The following is a 15,519-nucleotide window of genomic DNA, read 5'->3' as shown; positions in this document are numbered from 1 at the left end:
CCTATTGATCGAAGCTGCGCAGCGCCAAGCCACAGGCTTTAACCAGCACTGGAGCGTCGCGCCTGAGACGTTCTGCATTAAGTTTGGAGCCCGCTTTTGTGATTGACATCAGATCAAGCAGACGCACGGGTATTTCAAGCTCTTCTTCCATCTGAGAACAAAGGTCCTCAAGACTGGAAACACCGCCACATAAATAAAGAGTGGATAACTCGCCCTGGATACCTGATGAGTAAAAAAACTGCAGTGCACGCGATAGCTGCTGCACCACTGTATTACTGAAAGGCCGAACCATGCTTTCGTAGATTTCTTCACTGAGAGAACCTTCGCGCAAAGCATATTCGACAGCATCCTGCTCCATACCTTCACGCTGGTGGATCAAATTAGTCAGCTCATTCCCGCCGAATGCCTGCTCGCGGTTATATATAACCTCACCATCTCTGAATACGTTCAGAGCGAGCGTAGAAGCCCCGATATCGGCTATAGCAACCATTTTACTATCAGAGTCTTCACCCATAAGGGCCAGCAGTCGCTCCATTGCATAGGTATCAACATCAATAATGCCGCACTTCAGGCCAGCAGATGTTACCGCGTCTTCCCGCAGTTCAGCACCTTCCTTGCGACATGCAACCAAAAGTATGTCATTAAGTTCGGGGGCTGAGGGAACCGGACCCAGTACTTCAAAGTCTAATGCAACTTCATCAAGCGGATAAGGTATGAATTGGTCAGCTTCAACTTTGACCTGATCCTCAAGATCAAGACCGATAAACAGGTTGCTCAATTGAAGCTTTTTGGTAATAACGAAGGAAGATGGAACAGCGACGATAGCCTGTGCATAACGACCACCACAGATTTTCAGAGCCCGTTCAATGGCATCCGAGACTTCGGCAACCACTTCAATATTACCATCAACCACTGCTGTGGATGGTAAGGGAACGACGGCATAAGCATCGAATTGAATATCGCGCCCATGCCTGGACAAGGATACAAGTTTGACCGATGAGGAACCGATATCTATTCCTATCCAGCCAGCGGATTTACCTGAGAATAAGCTGACCACTGCACATATCCTTCCAATGTTGAGTAATCCCACTTTCTGTAAGCACTTTAACGCTTAATTACATGAATTAAAACTGCTGTCTACTAGAGAGTAAAGGCCTATGACCGATATAATGTCATTTATACAACCCGATTACTAATATACAGGTTAGCATGCGATTACTGTTCCTGCTTCTAAAAACGTTTATAGCCCTTACATTTACTGGAGTTTTGGTGGCAGGCGGCGCTTTTGCTTTTGCCTGGTACTACTTTAGTCCTGACTTGCCGGATGTACAGGAGCTGCGCGAGATAAAATTCCAGACACCTCTCAGAGTACTCTCTGCTGATGGCTTACTGATGGCCGAATTTGGCGAGCAACGCAGAACACCCATCAGCTTTGAACAGACTCCTCAAAACTTTATCTACGCCCTGCAGGCAGCTGAGGACAGCCGCTTTTTTGAACACCATGGCATTGATATCAAGGGGCTGTCGCGTGCCGCACTGCAATTGGTGCAAAGTGGCCAGATTCAGTCTGGCGGTTCAACAATCACCATGCAGGTCGCGAAGAACTTTTTCCTCTCTCGAGAGAGAACCTTCGAGCGTAAGTTTGTTGAGATACTCCTCGCACTGCGGATTGAGCAGGAGCTGACTAAAGAAGAGATTCTTGAGCTCTACATCAATAAGATTTATCTGGGCCAGCGCGCATACGGCATCCAGGCAGCAGCTAATGTCTACTATGGAAAAGATATCAGCGAACTGAGCCTGGCACAGCTGGCAATGATTGCAGGCCTCCCGAAAGCACCGTCAGCATCTAACCCTATCACCAACCCTCAACGCTCCACCGAGCGACGCAACTGGATTCTGGGTCGCATGCTGGCACTGGAATACATTGACCAGGAAAGCTACCGGGAAGCTGTTAATGAGCCGGAAGTGGCGCGCTATCACATCAGTGAAATAGAGCTCTCTGCCCCCTATGTTGCCGAGATGGTACGACAGGAACTCTTCAATCAGTATGGTGAAGAAGCTTACACTGATGGCTATACTGTCATGACCACTCTTGATTCAAATATGCAGCAAGCTGCTGACAGTGCGCTCAGAAAGGGGCTTCGAGAGTACAATGAGCGCCACGGATATTATGGCGCTGAATCGACACTGGAAATCAGTACGCTAACCACCAGTGAACGCCTTGCAGAACTGCGCCGCATCCCCGTTTATGCAAATTTGCTTCCTGCTCTGGTCACGGAAGTACAGGACCAAAGTGCAACAATTTTGCTGCGCGACGGTACCGAAGCTTCAGTAGCCTGGAGCGGTATGAGCTGGGCTCGCGCTTTTCGCACCGTTAACTCGATGGGCCCGGTACCTGAACGCGCATCTGATGTTGTTAAAGCCGGTGACATCATTCGCGTATCAGTCGTAGATGACGACAACTACCATCTCGAGCAGATTCCACGCGTACAAGGCGCACTGGTTGCGCTGGATCCACATAATGGAGCAATCAAGGCGCTCTCAGGTGGCTTCAGCTTTGCCCATAATAACTTCAACCGAGCAGTACAGGCTTACAGGCAACCCGGCTCAACACTGAAGCCCTTCATTTATACCTCCGCACTGGAAGAGGGATTCTCGCCTGGCACTATCGTCCATGACTCACCTATTGTTTTCCATGACGTCAGCCTGGATGGTGAATGGCGACCAGAAAACTATACCCGTGATTTTGATGGGCCTATTAGGCTCAGAGAAGCCCTCTATCGCTCGCGGAACCTTGTTACGATCAGGGTACTACGCGATTTAGGAGTTCAACGCACGCGCGATGAACTCCTGAAATTCGGCTTTGAAGCCAGCCGTACTCCCGCAGCTCTCTCGCTGGCACTGGGCACCTCAGATACGACACCACTGCAGATGGCAACGGGGTTTGCTGCATTTGCAAACAGTGGCTATCGAATTGATCCCTACTTTATTGACGAGATTCATGACCAGGAGGGTAACGTCATTTTTGAAGCGAACCCCTTTACCCTATGTCGTGATAATTGCGCTTCAGAGGCAGCCATTCTTGAAGATTTGAACAATGCCTCTGAACTGGCCGAACGGCGCATAATGAGTGAAACAACCGCCTTTCTGATGAATGATATGCTACTTGATGTCATAAGGCGGGGAACTGGCAGACGCGCGCAGACATTGAGCAGAAGCGATCTGGCAGGAAAAACCGGGACGACAAACGAGAACAAAGACTCCTGGTTCACAGGTTATAACCGCGACCTCGTAGCAACGGTATGGGTCGGATATGATCAACCGGAGTCACTTGGTCGCAACGAGTTTGGCAGCACAGCGGCCTTACCAGTCTGGATCGACTTTATCAGCGAAGCACTCAAAGATTCACCCGAAGCCGGTTTTGAGCCGCCATCCGGAATCGTCCGCATCCTGATAGATCCATCCACGGGCGAACTTGCTTACCCTGGGCAGAGCAACGCCATGATGGAATATTATCGCGAGGATACAGCCCCGTCAGCAACTGCAAGCACTCCTGAGCAGCGCAATTCAGGCTCCGTGATTGAGTCCATCTTTGGCTATTGATCTGGCACCCAATAGCTGTTGAGTCACAGTTAATACAGCATATGCTTGACACCAACTGCTTCTGAAGCGCCAGACGACAGGCAAAAAAAACCCCGGATAACCGGGGTTTTTTATCAGTAACTGCAGATCAATCTTCTGAAGTATCAGTAACTGCTTCTGCATTAGCTGGGCGATCTACCAACTCAACATACGCCATAGGCGCATTATCACCCTTGCGGAAGCCACATTTAAGAATGCGGACATAACCACCAGGACGGTTGGCGTAGCGTGGGCCCAGCTCATTGAAGAGCTTGGCCACAGCTTCATCGCTGCGTGTACGGGCAAAGGCCAGACGACGGTTAGCAACCGAGTCATTTTTGGCCAATGTAATCAGCGGCTCAGCCACACGACGAAGTTCTTTAGCTTTTGGCAGAGTCGTCTTGATCAGTTCATGTTCGAACAGAGACACTGACATATTCTTGAACATCGCCTTGCGGTGTGCACTTGTACGATTTAAGTGACGACCAGATTTACGATGACGCATTTTCTAAATCCTTAACAACTTTAGCGAAAGAAGGCCAACTCAGGAAGCTGCTTTATCGTCATTTCTGAGGCTGGCGGGTGGCCAGTTCTCAAGACGCATACCCAGTGACAGACCTTTGGATGCCAAAACATCCTTAATCTCGGTCAGCGACTTCTTGCCCAAGTTAGGAGTCTTTAGCAGCTCTACCTCAGTGCGCTGAATCAGGTCACCGATATAATAGATCTGCTCTGCTTTAAGACAGTTAGCCGAGCGAACTGTCAATTCAAGATCGTCAACCGGACGTAACAGCACCGGATCGATCTCAGGATCTTCTTTTTCTGCACGTGATTGCTCACCCGCATCTTCCAGATCAACGAAGACCAGCAACTGCTGCTGGAGAATGGTCGCCGCACGGCGAATACACTCTTCAGGATCAATTGTACCATTCGACTCAATATCAATGATCAGCTTATCCAGGTCGGTGCGCTGTTCAACACGCGCACTTTCAACCAGATAGGAAACACGCAACACCGGGCTGTAACTGGCATCCAGCTGCAAACGGCCGATAGCACGTGTTTCGTCATCATCACTTTGACGTGAATCAGCAGGTACGTAACCGCGTCCACGAGTGACCTTAAGCCGCATGTTCAGGCTGTTTTTGCCATTCAGGTGAGCAATGATATGCTCCGGATTGGCAATTTCAACATCCTGTGTAAGCTGAATATCAGCAGCTGTTACTACGCCTTGCTCTGATTTTGAAAGAGTCAGGACAGCTTCATCTCCGTGAAAGAGATTGACCGCTACGCCTTTCAGATTCAGGAGGATCTCAATGACATCCTCCTGAACACCCTCAATACTGCTGTATTCGTGCAGGACACCGTCGATTTCAACTTCGGTGATTGCACAACCAGGCATTGAAGAGAGCAAAATACGGCGCAGCGCATTGCCCAGAGTATGGCCAAATCCACGCTCAAGCGGCTCAAGAGTCACTTTAGCGCGAGTTTTGCTAATCTCCTGTACGTCAATATGACGCGGACTAAGAAACTCGTTTACTGAACGCTGCATAGTTCCACCAGTCAAGAGTTCAAGAATTACTTCGAGTAAAGCTCGACAATCAAGTTTTCGTTGATGTCAGCTGACAAGTCGCTACGCTCAGGCAGGGCTTTGAAGACACCTTCCATTTTAGCGGCATCGACTTCGATCCACTCGACAGGTGCACGCTGAGCCGCCAGGCCAAGTGCGTGTTTGATGCGCAGTTGATTCCTGGATTTTTCGCGTACTGCTACCACATCACCAGCTTGTACCTGGTATGAAGGAACATTGACAACCTGACCGTTTACTGTGATCTGGCGGTGAGATACAACCTGACGCGCTTCTGCGCGGGTTGAACCATAACCCATACGATACACAACATTGTCCAGACGTCCTTCCAGAAGCTGCAGCAGGTTCTCACCTGTAGCGCCTTTACGGCGAGCGGCTTCTTTATAGTAACTTCTGAACTGACGCTCGAGCACACCATAGATGCGACGAACTTTCTGTTTTTCACGAAGCTGCAAACCGTAGTCGGAGAGACGTGTACGTCTTGCTCCGTGCACACCGGGTGCAACTTCTGCTTTGCACTTGCTATCAAGCGCGCGAACACCACTCTTCAGGAAGAGATCAGTGCCTTCGCGACGCGACAGCTTGCACTTTGGTCCAAGATAACGAGCCATTTTACCGTCTCCTGATTAAACTCGACGTTTCTTCGGCGGACGACAACCATTATGTGGAATCGGTGTCACGTCCGTAATATTTGTAATTTTGTAGCCGCAGCCGTTCAGAGCACGAACAGCAGACTCACGACCAGGACCTGGGCCCTTTACAAACACGTCGAGATTTTTCAGTCCGTATTCCAGAGCTGCTTGTCCAGCACGTTCAGCTGCTACCTGCGCAGCAAAAGGCGTGCTCTTACGCGAACCACGGAATCCAGAGCCACCGGAGGTCGCCCAGGAAAGAGCATTTCCCTGACGATCGGTAATAGTGATTATCGTGTTGTTAAATGAAGCATGGATGTGAGCGAGCCCATCAGCCACCTGCTTTTTAACCTTTTTACGTGTGCGATTACCTGGCTTAGCCATATTCGGAAATTCCTATCGCTTACTTACGGATCGGCTTACGCGGCCCTTTACGGGTACGTGCGTTTGTTTTACTGCGCTGGCCGCGAACCGGTAGGTTACGACGATGACGCAGACCACGGAAACAGCCCAGGTCCATAAGACGCTTGATGTTCATGCTGACTTCGCGACGAAGATCGCCTTCAACAGTCAACTTGGCAATTTCACCACGAACATTATCGAGCTGCTCTTCCGACAGATCACCGATTTTGACAGTCGGTGCAATACCAGCCGCATCGCATATTTGCTTTGCAGATGTGCGGCCGATCCCGTAAATGTAAGTCAGAGAAATTACCGCATGCTTATTGTCAGGAATATTGACGCCAGCTATACGGGCCATTCAATCTACTCCATATTATGCTCCGCCCATTAGCGAAGACTTATCAATCATAGTTCGTGGAAGGCGCGCAATAATACACCTTGATCAAAATTAAATCAAGTCTGCGGCCTGCCACGGCATAATGTGTGGTTTAACCCTGGCGCTGTTTGTGCCGGGGTTCCACTTTGCAGATCACGCGCACGGAACCGTTGCGTCGTACGATCTTGCAATTACGGCATATCTTTTTAACAGATGCGCGTACTTTCATGATCCACCTACCTTATTGGGACGTTTAACGCAGGAGACCTGCGCCGCCCTTAAGATTCGATTTTTTCATCAGAGACTCATACTGGTGAGACATCAGATGCGATTGAACCTGCGCCATAAAATCCATCGTTACAACAACAACGATCAGCAGGGACGTTCCACCGAAGTAGAAGGGTATATCCCAGGCTACCACCAGAAACTGGGGCATCAGGGAAACTGCTGTTATGTAAAGCGCACCAAACAGAGTCAAGCGACTTAACACAGTATCGATGTAACGGGCGGATTGCTCACCAGGACGAATTCCCGGGATAAATGCGCCTGATTTTTTCAGGTTGTCTGCTACATCTTTTGGATTGAAAACAATCGCAGTGTAGAAATAGCAGAAGAAAATAATAGCTATAGCAAACAGCAGTATGTGCAGTGGCTGACCTGGGCCAAGTGCCAGTGCGACATCCTGCATCCAATCCATGCCTTCACTCTGACCGAACCACTGACCCATTGACGCCGGGAACAGCAGGATACTGGAAGCAAAGATGGGAGGTATGACACCTGCCATGTTCACCTTCAACGGCAGGTGACTGGATTGAGCAGCGAACACACGACGACCCTGTTGTCTCTTCGCGTAATTGATGGTGATACGGCGTTGGCCGCGCTCCATGAATACAACGAAAGCGACGGTGGCCATTGCCATTACCGCTATCAGAAGCAACGCCAGGATATTGAGATCCCCCTGACGCGCCGCTTCAAAGGACTGACCGATCGCACTGGGCAGACCGGCCACAATACCAGAGAAGATCAGAATCGAAATACCGTTACCGATACCACGCTCAGTTACCTGCTCACCCAGCCACATCAGGAAGACTGCACCGGACACCAGAGTAACTACTGCAACGAAGTAGAAGCCTGCATTCGCAACGAACGCGACCCCTTGGTTCGCCAGACCTACGGCCATACCGAACGCCTGGATAGTAGCAAGAATAACCGTACCGTATCGGGTATATTGGTTAATCTTACGACGTCCAGCCTCGCCCTCTTTCTTCAACTGTTCAAGCTGGGGGCTGACAGCCGTCATCAACTGCATGATAATCGATGCAGAGATATATGGCATGACACCCAGAGCGAGAATACTCATACGCTCCAGAGCACCACCAGAGAACATGTTGAACAAACTCAGGATGGTTCCCTGATTCTGATCAAACAGCGCGGCAAGGCGATCAGGGTTGATACCGGGAACCGGGATATGAGCCCCGATACGGTAAACAATGATCGCGATAAGCACGAAACGAAGGCGTGACCAGAGTTCACTCAGTCCGTTCTGTCTTCCCGCTGGTATTTGTCCTTGCTTAGCCATTTATGCCTCGACTTTACCGCCAGCAGCTTCAATTGCAGCCTGAGCGCCTTTGGTCACTTTAAGACCTTTAAGGGTAACAGGCTTATTGATTTCACCAGACAGGATTACACGTACAACCTTGATTTCCTGTTTGATGACATCAGCTGTTTTCAGTGCGTCCAGATCGATTGTATCGATCCCCATGCTGCTCAGCTCGCCAAGACGAACTTCTGCTACATAACGCGAGATACGCGAAGTAAAACCGAACTTCGGAAGACGACGCTGAATTGGCATCTGCCCGCCTTCAAAACCCGGATTTACCGAACCGCCGGAGCGGGATTTCAAACCCTTGTGACCGCGACCACAAGTTTTACCCAGACCGGAGCCGATACCACGACCAACACGCTTTGGAGCATGCTTGGAACCGGCACCCGGGCGCAAAGTATTCAAACGCATTGGGTGACTCCTTTTACTCGCTGACTACATTAACCATGTAGTGAACTTTGTTGATCATTCCGCGTACAGATGGCGTGTCTTCAACTTCGACAACGTGACCAATACGACGCAGACCAAGCCCTTTGACACAGAGCTTATGATTAGGCAAAGTGCCAATCGTACTGCGTACCAGGGTTACCTTGATTGTTTTAGCCATATCTTAGTTCCCCAGGATATCGTCAACAGTCTTACCACGCTTGGCAGCGATGTCGTCTGGTGACTTCATGGCGGACAGGCCTTTGACTGTTGCGCGGACAACGTTTACCGGATTGGTGGAGCCGTAGCACTTGGCCAGTACGTTCTGGACACCGGCCAGTTCCAATACTGCACGCATCGCACCACCGGCGATAACACCAGTACCTTCCGAAGCTGGCTGCATGTAAACCTTGGCTGAGCCGTGACGGGCTTTCAGCGGGTACTGCAGTGTGTGACCATTCAGCTGAACCTTGATCATGTTGCGACGCGCCTGTTCCATTGCTTTTTGAATAGCAACAGGAACTTCACGTGCTTTACCACGACCAAAGCCAACCCGACCATTACCATCACCAACTACTGTCAGCGCAGTGAAGCCGAAGATACGACCACCCTTGACAACTTTGGCGACACGGTTTACCTGAACCAGTTTTTCCTGGAGTTCACCGTCTTTCTGTTCGTGATTTGCCATAATAGAAACCTTTAGAATTCCAGGCCGCCTTCACGGGCCGCATCTGCCAGGGCCTGCACTCGACCATGGTATTTATAACCGGCGCGGTCAAAAGCAACCTTAGTTACACCTGCTTCTTTCGCACGCTCAGCAATCAGCGTACCCACCTTGCGAGCGGCCTCTACGTTACCAGTAGAACCCTGGCGCAGATCCTTCTCGACAGTTGAAGCAGCTACCAGAACGTTTGCACCATCCGCAGAAATGATCTGCGCATAGATGTGACGCGGTGTGCGGTTAACACACAGACGTACAGCACCGAGCTCACGCATTTTGAGGCGAGTACGACGTGCACGACGAATTCGAGCTTGATTTTTAACGTTCATGACCCTGCCTTACTTCTTCTTCGCCTCTTTACGGCGTACATATTCATCAGCGTAACGAACACCTTTACCTTTGTATGGCTCAGGCGGACGGAATGCACGAATTTCTGCAGCCACTTGTCCAACGCGCTGCTTATCAGCACCGCTCACCACGATAGTGGTGTTATTGGGAGTGTCTGCCGTAATACCTTCGGGCAACTCATAATCGATGGGGTGTGAAAAACCAAGTGTCAGGTTCAGAACCTTACCCTTGGAAGCCGCACGGTAACCTACACCCTGCAGTTGAAGCGTTTTGGTAAACCCTTCGTTCACACCTACTATCATGTTATTAACCAGTGAGCGCAGTGTACCGGACAGCGCTATGGATTGCTTTGCACCATCACGTGGTACAAATGTGATCTGGCCTTCAGCCTGCTCTACAACTACAGAAGGATGAACATCCAGATTTAACTGGCCGTTTTTACCTTTAGCTGTAACCTGCTGTCCGCTGATCTTTACTTCTACGCCTGCCGGTACAACTACGGGTTTCTTCGCAACTCGTGACATTGGAATACCTCTTAGAATACCGTGCAGATAACTTCGCCACCGATACCCGCTTCACGGGCAGCCCGGTCAGTCATCAAACCTTTGCTGGTCGAGATAATTGCAATACCCAGACCGTCGCTGACTTTCGGCAGCTTGGAAACGTGTCTGTAGATCCGCAAACCAGGGCGGCTGACGCGCTTGATTTCTTCAATAACAGGCTTACCTTCAAAGTATTTCAACTCAATACTCAGAACAGGTTTTGCGCCTTCTTCTACGCTGTATCCAGCGATATAACCTTCGCTCTGCAGCAGCGTTGCAATAGCAACTTTCTGCTTAGAGGAGGGCATGGCAACGACGCTTTTCTCTGCCATATGCCCATTGCGGATACGTGTAAACATATCTGCCAGGGTATCTTGCATACTCATGCTTTATACTTCCTCAATTGTGCAGCGCGGTGCGGTAGCAGCAAGCTGCCCTGACCACCGTGCTTACCTTTTGACAAGCTTACCAGCTTGCCTTCTTCAGACCCGGCACGTCTCCGCGCATCGCTGCTTCGCGTAACTGGTTACGGCACAGACCAAACTTGCGGTAAACCGCATGTGGACGTCCAGTTATCTGACAACGACGCACCTGACGAACAGGGCTAGAGTCACGCGGCAGTTTCTGCAGCGCAACCTGTGCTTCCCAGCGCTCTTCATCAGAAGAGGCAGAGCTCAAAATAACCGCTTTCAGCTGAGCACGCTTGGCAGCAAACTTGTCTACCAGTGCAGTGCGCTTATGCTCGCGGTTCTTCATAGAAGTCTTGGCCATATTATCTATCCCAGTCTTATTTACGGAACGGCAATTGCAGAGCAGTCAGCAGAGCGCGACCCTCATCATTGCTTTTCGCAGTGGTGGTGATAGTGATATCCAAACCACGCATCTTGTCGACTTTGTCGTACTCGATCTCAGGGAAGATGATCTGCTCTTTGACACCCATGCTGTAGTTACCACGTCCGTCAAAAGACTTCGGGTTCAGACCACGGAAATCGCGAACACGCGGAATAGCAACGTCGACCAGGCGGTCAAGGAATTCCCACATACGCTCACCGCGCAGGGTAACCTTGCAGCCGATCGGCCAGCCTTCACGCACTTTAAAGCCAGCAATTGACTTACGTGCGTTGGTAACAACCGGTTTCTGACCAGCAATCGCAGTCAGATCAACGACAGCGTTATCAAGCTGCTTCTTATCACCAATAGCTTCGCCCACACCCATATTCAGAGTGATCTTGGTGATACGAGGTACCGCCATGATATTAGGGCTGTTCAACTCTTCTTTGAGCTGAAGTTTCAATTCTGTTTCGTACAGGGCTTTCAATCTGGACATTGCACCAACCTCTCTTACTTATCACCAACGACAGTTTCGCCGTTGGACTTGTAGAAGCGTACCTTGGTGCCGTCTTCGAGTTGTTTGAAGCCAACACGATCACCCTTACCGGTAGCAGGGTTGAAGATGGCTACGTTGGAGGTTGCGATAGACGCTTCCTTCTCAACGATTCCACCCTGACGTCCCGCCATTGGGTTTGGTTTCTGGTGCTTCTTGATCATGTTGATGCCAGATACGATCAGGCGATCATTCGCCAGCACGCGCATGACTTTGCCACGCTTGCCTTTATCTTTACCTGCGATAACGATTATTTCATCGTTACGACGAATTTTACGCATTGCTATACCTATGTCCTTTCCTGCTACCCTCTCATGCTTAAAACGCCAAACCCTCACGAGCTTGGCGTTTTACGTAGACATGCTTAATAAAAAGCAGAGTCTTTACAGCACTTCAGGCGCCAGGGAAATGATCTTCATGAACTTCTCAGTACGAAGCTCACGCGTTACTGGGCCGAAAATACGTGTACCGATAGGAGCATCGTTGTTGTTCAACAGAACCGCTGAGTTTGTATCAAAGCGGATCAGTGAACCATCAGGACGACGAACACCTTTACGGGTACGTACTACGACTGCTTTAAGAACCTGGCCTTTCTTTACCTTGCCACGAGGAATCGCTTCCTTGACGGTGACTTTAATAATGTCTCCGACACGTGCGTAGCGGCGGTGAGAACCACCCAGGACCTTAATACACATCACGCGCTTGGCACCGCTGTTGTCAGCGACATCAAGCATCGATTCAGTTTGAATCATGGTCTACTCCAAATACTGTTTTACCTGCCAGCGCTACATTTTAGAACTGACAGGGCAAATGGAGCGAAGGTGCAGTATATTACACCTTCGCTGCGCGCTCTTCAATGCGTATCAGTGCCCAAGTCTTGGTTTTTGACAACGGACGCGTTTCTGCGATCGTTACCAGGTCACCAGAATGGCACTCATTCTTTTCGTCATGAGCGTGCAGCTTGGTTGAACGCTTAACAAATTTCCCATAAATAGGATGCTTTACTTTACGCTCAACCAGCACTGTGATGGTTTTGTCCATCTTGTCACTGATGACCTTGCCGGTCACAGTACGGGTACGTTTTTCAGCGCTCATTTATGCACCTGCCTTCTGTCTGAGTACAGTTTTAACGCGTGCAATGTCGCGACGAACCTGACTCATCAGGTGATTCTGAGCCAGCTGCCCAGTCGCTCTTTGCATCCGCAGATTAAACTGGTCTTTCAGAAGACCCAGCAGCGCCTGCTGAAGCTCTTCTGCGGACTTATCGCGCAGTTCGGTTGCTTTCATCACATCACCGTCCGCTTAACAATAGTTGTAGTCACAGGCAGCTTGGCGGCGGCCAGACCAAAGGCTTCGTTAACGAGCTCTTCATTGACACCGCTGATTTCAAACAGGACTTTGCCTGGCTGAATCTGCGCTACCCAGTACTCGACGTTACCTTTACCCTTACCCATACGGACTTCAAGTGGCTTGGTCGTAATTGGCTTATCCGGAAAAACACGGATCCAGATCTTTCCACCACGCTTTACATGACGAGTCATGGTACGACGAGCAGCTTCGATCTGACGCGCTGTAATACGACCGCGACCAGTCGCTTTCAGCGCATACTCGCCAAAGCTGACCTTGTTGCCACGCTGCGCCAGGCCGCGGTTACGGCCTTTCATTACCTTGCGGTATTTCAGTCGTTTTGGTTGCAGCATTGACGTTTACCTCACTTAGTTCCTTTCTTCTTAGGAGCATTCTTCTCGGCACGTACCTGTTCGATACCACCAAGAACTTCTCCCTTGAAGACCCAGACTTTAACGCCAATCACACCGTAAGTTGTGTGCGCTTCATAAGTAGCGTAATCGATATCCGCACGCAGAGTATGTAGAGGCACACGACCTTCACGATACCATTCCGTACGGGCGATCTCAGCGCCACCAAGACGACCACCAACCTGAATCTTGATACCCTTGGCACCCAGACGCATCGCATTCTGCACAGCACGTTTCATCGCACGGCGGAACATGACACGGCGCTCCAGCTGATTGGCAACACTCTGCGCAACCAGTTTAGCGTCGAGATCAGGCTTACGAACCTCTTCGATGTTGATGTGCACAGGCACACCCATCATTTCAGACACAGCATTACGCAGTGTCTCTACATCTTCACCTTTCTTACCGATAACAATACCGGGGCGAGCAGTGTGGATGGTAATTTTTGCGTTCTGAGCCGGACGCTCAATATCAATTCGACTCACAGACGCATTTTTCAGCCGCTGCTCCAGGTACTTACGCACCTGAAGATCGTTCAGCAGCTTACTGGCATAGCTGGACTTGTCAGCGTACCACACAGACGTGTGCTCTTTGACAATCCCAAGCCGTATACCGGTCGGATGTACTTTCTGACCCATAACGATCTCCTAGCAGTCAGCTCTTAATCGGCCACCTTGACGGTGATATGTGACGAACGCTTAAGGATGCGATCAGCGCGTCCTTTAGCTCGTGGCCGGATGCGTTTCATGGTCATACCTTCATCGACGAAAATTGCAGAAACACGCAACTCATCAACATCAGCGCCTTCATTATGCTCCGCGTTAGCGATAGCGGAATCCAGCACCTTCTTGACCAGAACAGCAGCTTTTTTGTTGCTGAACGCCAGAATATCCAGAGCTTCACCCACAGACTTTCCACGAATCTGATCAGCAACCAGACGGGCCTTCTGAGGGGAGATGCGGGCACCTTTGTGCTTGGCAACTACTTCCATCACCATACTCCCTTACTTCTTCTTGGCCTTCTTGTCAGCTGCATGTCCGCGGAACGTACGTGTAGCAGCAAACTCACCCAGTTTATGACCAACCATATCTTCAGTGATAAACACTGGAACATGCTGGCGGCCGTTATGTACCGCAATCGTCAAACCCACAAAGTGCGGAAACACTGTGGAACGACGTGACCAGGTTTTAATTGGACGACGATCGTTTGCATCGATTGCAGCTTCTACCTTTTTCAGCAGGTGAAGGTCGATAAATGGACCTTTCTTCAGTGAACGTGGCACAGCTGTATCCTCTTACTTAGCGCTTCGACGGCGTACAATAAGCTTATTGGTACGCTTGTTCTTGCGGGTTTTATAACCTTTGGTCGGAACGCCCCAGGGAGTAACCGGATGACGGCCACCTGAAGTACGTCCTTCACCACCACCATGCGGGTGATCGACCGGGTTCATCGCAACACCACGAACGGTCGGGCGCACACCACGCCAACGTTTTGCACCAGCTTTACCCAACTGACGCAGTGAGTGTTCAGAGTTACTGACCTCACCCAGCGTAGCACGGCATTCAGCCAGAACCTTACGCACTTCACCAGAACGCAGACGGAGCGTTACATACGCGCCATCACGCGCCACCAACTGTGCGGATGCACCAGCAGAACGCGCCATCTGCGCACCCTTACCAGGTTTCAGCTCGATACAGTGGATAGTACTACCCAGCGGGACATTACGCAGAGGCATGGTGTTACCCACTTTAATATCTGGATTTTCGCCAGAGATCACCTGTGCGCCAGCCTGCAGACCTTTCGGTGCAATGATGTAACGACGTTCGCCGTCGAGATACTTCACCAGTGCGATATGTGCAGTACGGTTAGGATCATATTCCAGGCGCTCAACGATGCCAGGGATACCATCTTTATTACGACGGAAGTCAATAACGCGATACAGCTGCTTGTGACCACCACCGATATGACGAGTAGTGATGCGACCATTATGGTTACGTCCACCCGTCTTGCTTTTCTTCTCTACCAGAGAGGATAAAGGTCTGCCCTTATGCAGGTCAGCCCCTACCACCTTGATGACGTGACGACGTCCGGCAGAGGTAGGCTTTGCTTTAATAATTGCCAT

General features: G+C 50.3%; 26 protein-coding genes. 1 reads left to right on the top strand and 25 read right to left on the bottom strand.

Annotated features, from left to right (window positions below; genetic code table 11):
* Window position 1: 1 nt before the first annotated feature.
* Window positions 2–1,090 (bottom strand): type IV pilus assembly protein PilM, encoded by a 1,089-nt coding sequence (pilM, locus tag ACK3CJ_RS01525; RefSeq protein WP_409524632.1) that lies wholly within the window; start codon window positions 1,088–1,090, stop codon window positions 2–4.
* 179 nt (window positions 1,091–1,269) lie between these two features.
* Here pilM and ACK3CJ_RS01520 point away from each other — a divergent pair, with 179 nt between their 5' ends.
* Window positions 1,270–3,603, top strand: a complete 2,334-nt coding sequence (locus tag ACK3CJ_RS01520; RefSeq protein ID WP_409524631.1) for a penicillin-binding protein 1A — start codon at window positions 1,270–1,272, stop codon at window positions 3,601–3,603.
* A gap of 127 nt (window positions 3,604–3,730) precedes the next feature.
* Here the strand turns inward: ACK3CJ_RS01520 and rplQ are convergent, their stop codons facing one another.
* The 24 genes from rplQ to rplB all read right to left on the bottom strand — a co-directional run bounded on the left by rplQ (window position 3,731) and on the right by rplB (window position 15,519).
* Complete coding sequence (gene rplQ / locus ACK3CJ_RS01515; protein WP_151705058.1) at window positions 3,731–4,126, bottom strand: 50S ribosomal protein L17; 396 nt, start codon at window positions 4,124–4,126, stop codon at window positions 3,731–3,733.
* Between the two features lie 39 nt (window positions 4,127–4,165).
* On the bottom strand, window positions 4,166–5,170 hold the full coding sequence (locus tag ACK3CJ_RS01510) for a DNA-directed RNA polymerase subunit alpha (RefSeq protein WP_151705057.1): 1,005 nt from the start codon (window positions 5,168–5,170) through the stop codon (window positions 4,166–4,168).
* A 26-nt stretch (window positions 5,171–5,196) separates the two neighbouring features.
* A complete protein-coding gene (gene rpsD, locus ACK3CJ_RS01505) occupies window positions 5,197–5,817 on the bottom strand; it encodes a 30S ribosomal protein S4 (RefSeq protein WP_409524630.1) in 621 nt (206 codons plus the stop codon).
* A gap of 15 nt (window positions 5,818–5,832) precedes the next feature.
* The gene (rpsK, locus tag ACK3CJ_RS01500) at window positions 5,833–6,222 is read right to left on the bottom strand and encodes a 30S ribosomal protein S11 (RefSeq protein WP_010324082.1); all 390 of its coding nucleotides are present in this window, start codon (window positions 6,220–6,222) and stop codon (window positions 5,833–5,835) included.
* A 19-nt stretch (window positions 6,223–6,241) separates the two neighbouring features.
* Window positions 6,242–6,598 carry a 30S ribosomal protein S13 gene (rpsM, locus tag ACK3CJ_RS01495; RefSeq protein ID WP_151705055.1) on the bottom strand — a complete coding sequence of 119 codons (357 nt, stop codon included), beginning with the start codon at window positions 6,596–6,598 and terminating at the stop codon, window positions 6,242–6,244.
* A 130-nt stretch (window positions 6,599–6,728) separates the two neighbouring features.
* Entirely contained in the window at window positions 6,729–6,845 is a 117-nt protein-coding gene (gene rpmJ, locus ACK3CJ_RS01490) for a 50S ribosomal protein L36 (RefSeq protein WP_007021200.1), read from the bottom strand.
* Window positions 6,846–6,869: 24 nt separating this feature from the next.
* Entirely contained in the window at window positions 6,870–8,195 is a 1,326-nt protein-coding gene (gene secY, locus ACK3CJ_RS01485) for a preprotein translocase subunit SecY (protein ID WP_409524629.1), read from the bottom strand.
* On the bottom strand, window positions 8,196–8,630 hold the full coding sequence (gene rplO, locus ACK3CJ_RS01480; protein WP_409524628.1) for a 50S ribosomal protein L15: 435 nt from the start codon (window positions 8,628–8,630) through the stop codon (window positions 8,196–8,198).
* A gap of 13 nt (window positions 8,631–8,643) precedes the next feature.
* Window positions 8,644–8,826: a 50S ribosomal protein L30 gene (gene rpmD / locus ACK3CJ_RS01475; RefSeq protein ID WP_409524627.1), complete on the bottom strand. Its 183-nt coding sequence runs from the start codon at window positions 8,824–8,826 to the stop codon at window positions 8,644–8,646.
* Window positions 8,827–8,829: 3 nt separating this feature from the next.
* Window positions 8,830–9,333 (bottom strand): 30S ribosomal protein S5, encoded by a 504-nt coding sequence (gene rpsE, locus ACK3CJ_RS01470; RefSeq protein WP_151705051.1) that lies wholly within the window; start codon window positions 9,331–9,333, stop codon window positions 8,830–8,832.
* An 11-nt stretch (window positions 9,334–9,344) separates the two neighbouring features.
* The gene (gene rplR, locus ACK3CJ_RS01465) at window positions 9,345–9,695 is read right to left on the bottom strand and encodes a 50S ribosomal protein L18 (RefSeq protein WP_409524626.1); all 351 of its coding nucleotides are present in this window, start codon (window positions 9,693–9,695) and stop codon (window positions 9,345–9,347) included.
* A gap of 9 nt (window positions 9,696–9,704) precedes the next feature.
* The gene (rplF, locus tag ACK3CJ_RS01460) at window positions 9,705–10,238 is read right to left on the bottom strand and encodes a 50S ribosomal protein L6 (protein ID WP_409524625.1); all 534 of its coding nucleotides are present in this window, start codon (window positions 10,236–10,238) and stop codon (window positions 9,705–9,707) included.
* 11 nt (window positions 10,239–10,249) lie between these two features.
* Entirely contained in the window at window positions 10,250–10,642 is a 393-nt protein-coding gene (rpsH, locus tag ACK3CJ_RS01455) for a 30S ribosomal protein S8 (protein WP_409524624.1), read from the bottom strand.
* 79 nt (window positions 10,643–10,721) lie between these two features.
* Complete coding sequence (gene rpsN, locus ACK3CJ_RS01450; protein WP_409524623.1) at window positions 10,722–11,027, bottom strand: 30S ribosomal protein S14; 306 nt, start codon at window positions 11,025–11,027, stop codon at window positions 10,722–10,724.
* 16 nt (window positions 11,028–11,043) lie between these two features.
* Window positions 11,044–11,583, bottom strand: coding sequence for a 50S ribosomal protein L5 (rplE, locus tag ACK3CJ_RS01445; RefSeq protein WP_409524622.1), 540 nt, complete (start codon window positions 11,581–11,583; stop codon window positions 11,044–11,046).
* Between the two features lie 14 nt (window positions 11,584–11,597).
* Complete coding sequence (rplX, locus tag ACK3CJ_RS01440; protein WP_151705045.1) at window positions 11,598–11,921, bottom strand: 50S ribosomal protein L24; 324 nt, start codon at window positions 11,919–11,921, stop codon at window positions 11,598–11,600.
* A 102-nt stretch (window positions 11,922–12,023) separates the two neighbouring features.
* Window positions 12,024–12,392 (bottom strand): 50S ribosomal protein L14, encoded by a 369-nt coding sequence (rplN, locus tag ACK3CJ_RS01435; protein WP_151705044.1) that lies wholly within the window; start codon window positions 12,390–12,392, stop codon window positions 12,024–12,026.
* A gap of 79 nt (window positions 12,393–12,471) precedes the next feature.
* Entirely contained in the window at window positions 12,472–12,735 is a 264-nt protein-coding gene (gene rpsQ, locus ACK3CJ_RS01430) for a 30S ribosomal protein S17 (RefSeq protein WP_151705043.1), read from the bottom strand.
* On the bottom strand, window positions 12,736–12,927 hold the full coding sequence (gene rpmC, locus ACK3CJ_RS01425; protein ID WP_151705042.1) for a 50S ribosomal protein L29: 192 nt from the start codon (window positions 12,925–12,927) through the stop codon (window positions 12,736–12,738).
* Complete coding sequence (gene rplP / locus ACK3CJ_RS01420; RefSeq protein ID WP_151705041.1) at window positions 12,927–13,340, bottom strand: 50S ribosomal protein L16; 414 nt, start codon at window positions 13,338–13,340, stop codon at window positions 12,927–12,929. The genes rpmC and rplP overlap by 1 nt, the downstream gene beginning before the upstream one ends.
* Window positions 13,341–13,351: 11 nt before the next feature.
* Window positions 13,352–14,035, bottom strand: a complete 684-nt coding sequence (gene rpsC / locus ACK3CJ_RS01415; RefSeq protein WP_151705040.1) for a 30S ribosomal protein S3 — start codon at window positions 14,033–14,035, stop codon at window positions 13,352–13,354.
* A gap of 23 nt (window positions 14,036–14,058) precedes the next feature.
* Window positions 14,059–14,388, bottom strand: coding sequence for a 50S ribosomal protein L22 (gene rplV, locus ACK3CJ_RS01410; RefSeq protein WP_151705039.1), 330 nt, complete (start codon window positions 14,386–14,388; stop codon window positions 14,059–14,061).
* 12 nt (window positions 14,389–14,400) lie between these two features.
* Window positions 14,401–14,679 carry a 30S ribosomal protein S19 gene (gene rpsS / locus ACK3CJ_RS01405; RefSeq protein WP_409524621.1) on the bottom strand — a complete coding sequence of 93 codons (279 nt, stop codon included), beginning with the start codon at window positions 14,677–14,679 and terminating at the stop codon, window positions 14,401–14,403.
* Window positions 14,680–14,691: 12 nt separating this feature from the next.
* Entirely contained in the window at window positions 14,692–15,519 is an 828-nt protein-coding gene (gene rplB / locus ACK3CJ_RS01400) for a 50S ribosomal protein L2 (protein ID WP_409524619.1), read from the bottom strand.

The organism is Nitrincola salilacus (assembly GCF_046271865.1).
GTDB lineage: Bacteria > Pseudomonadota > Gammaproteobacteria > Pseudomonadales > Balneatricaceae > Nitrincola > Nitrincola salilacus.
This window is presented reverse-complemented; position numbering and strand designations above follow the sequence as displayed.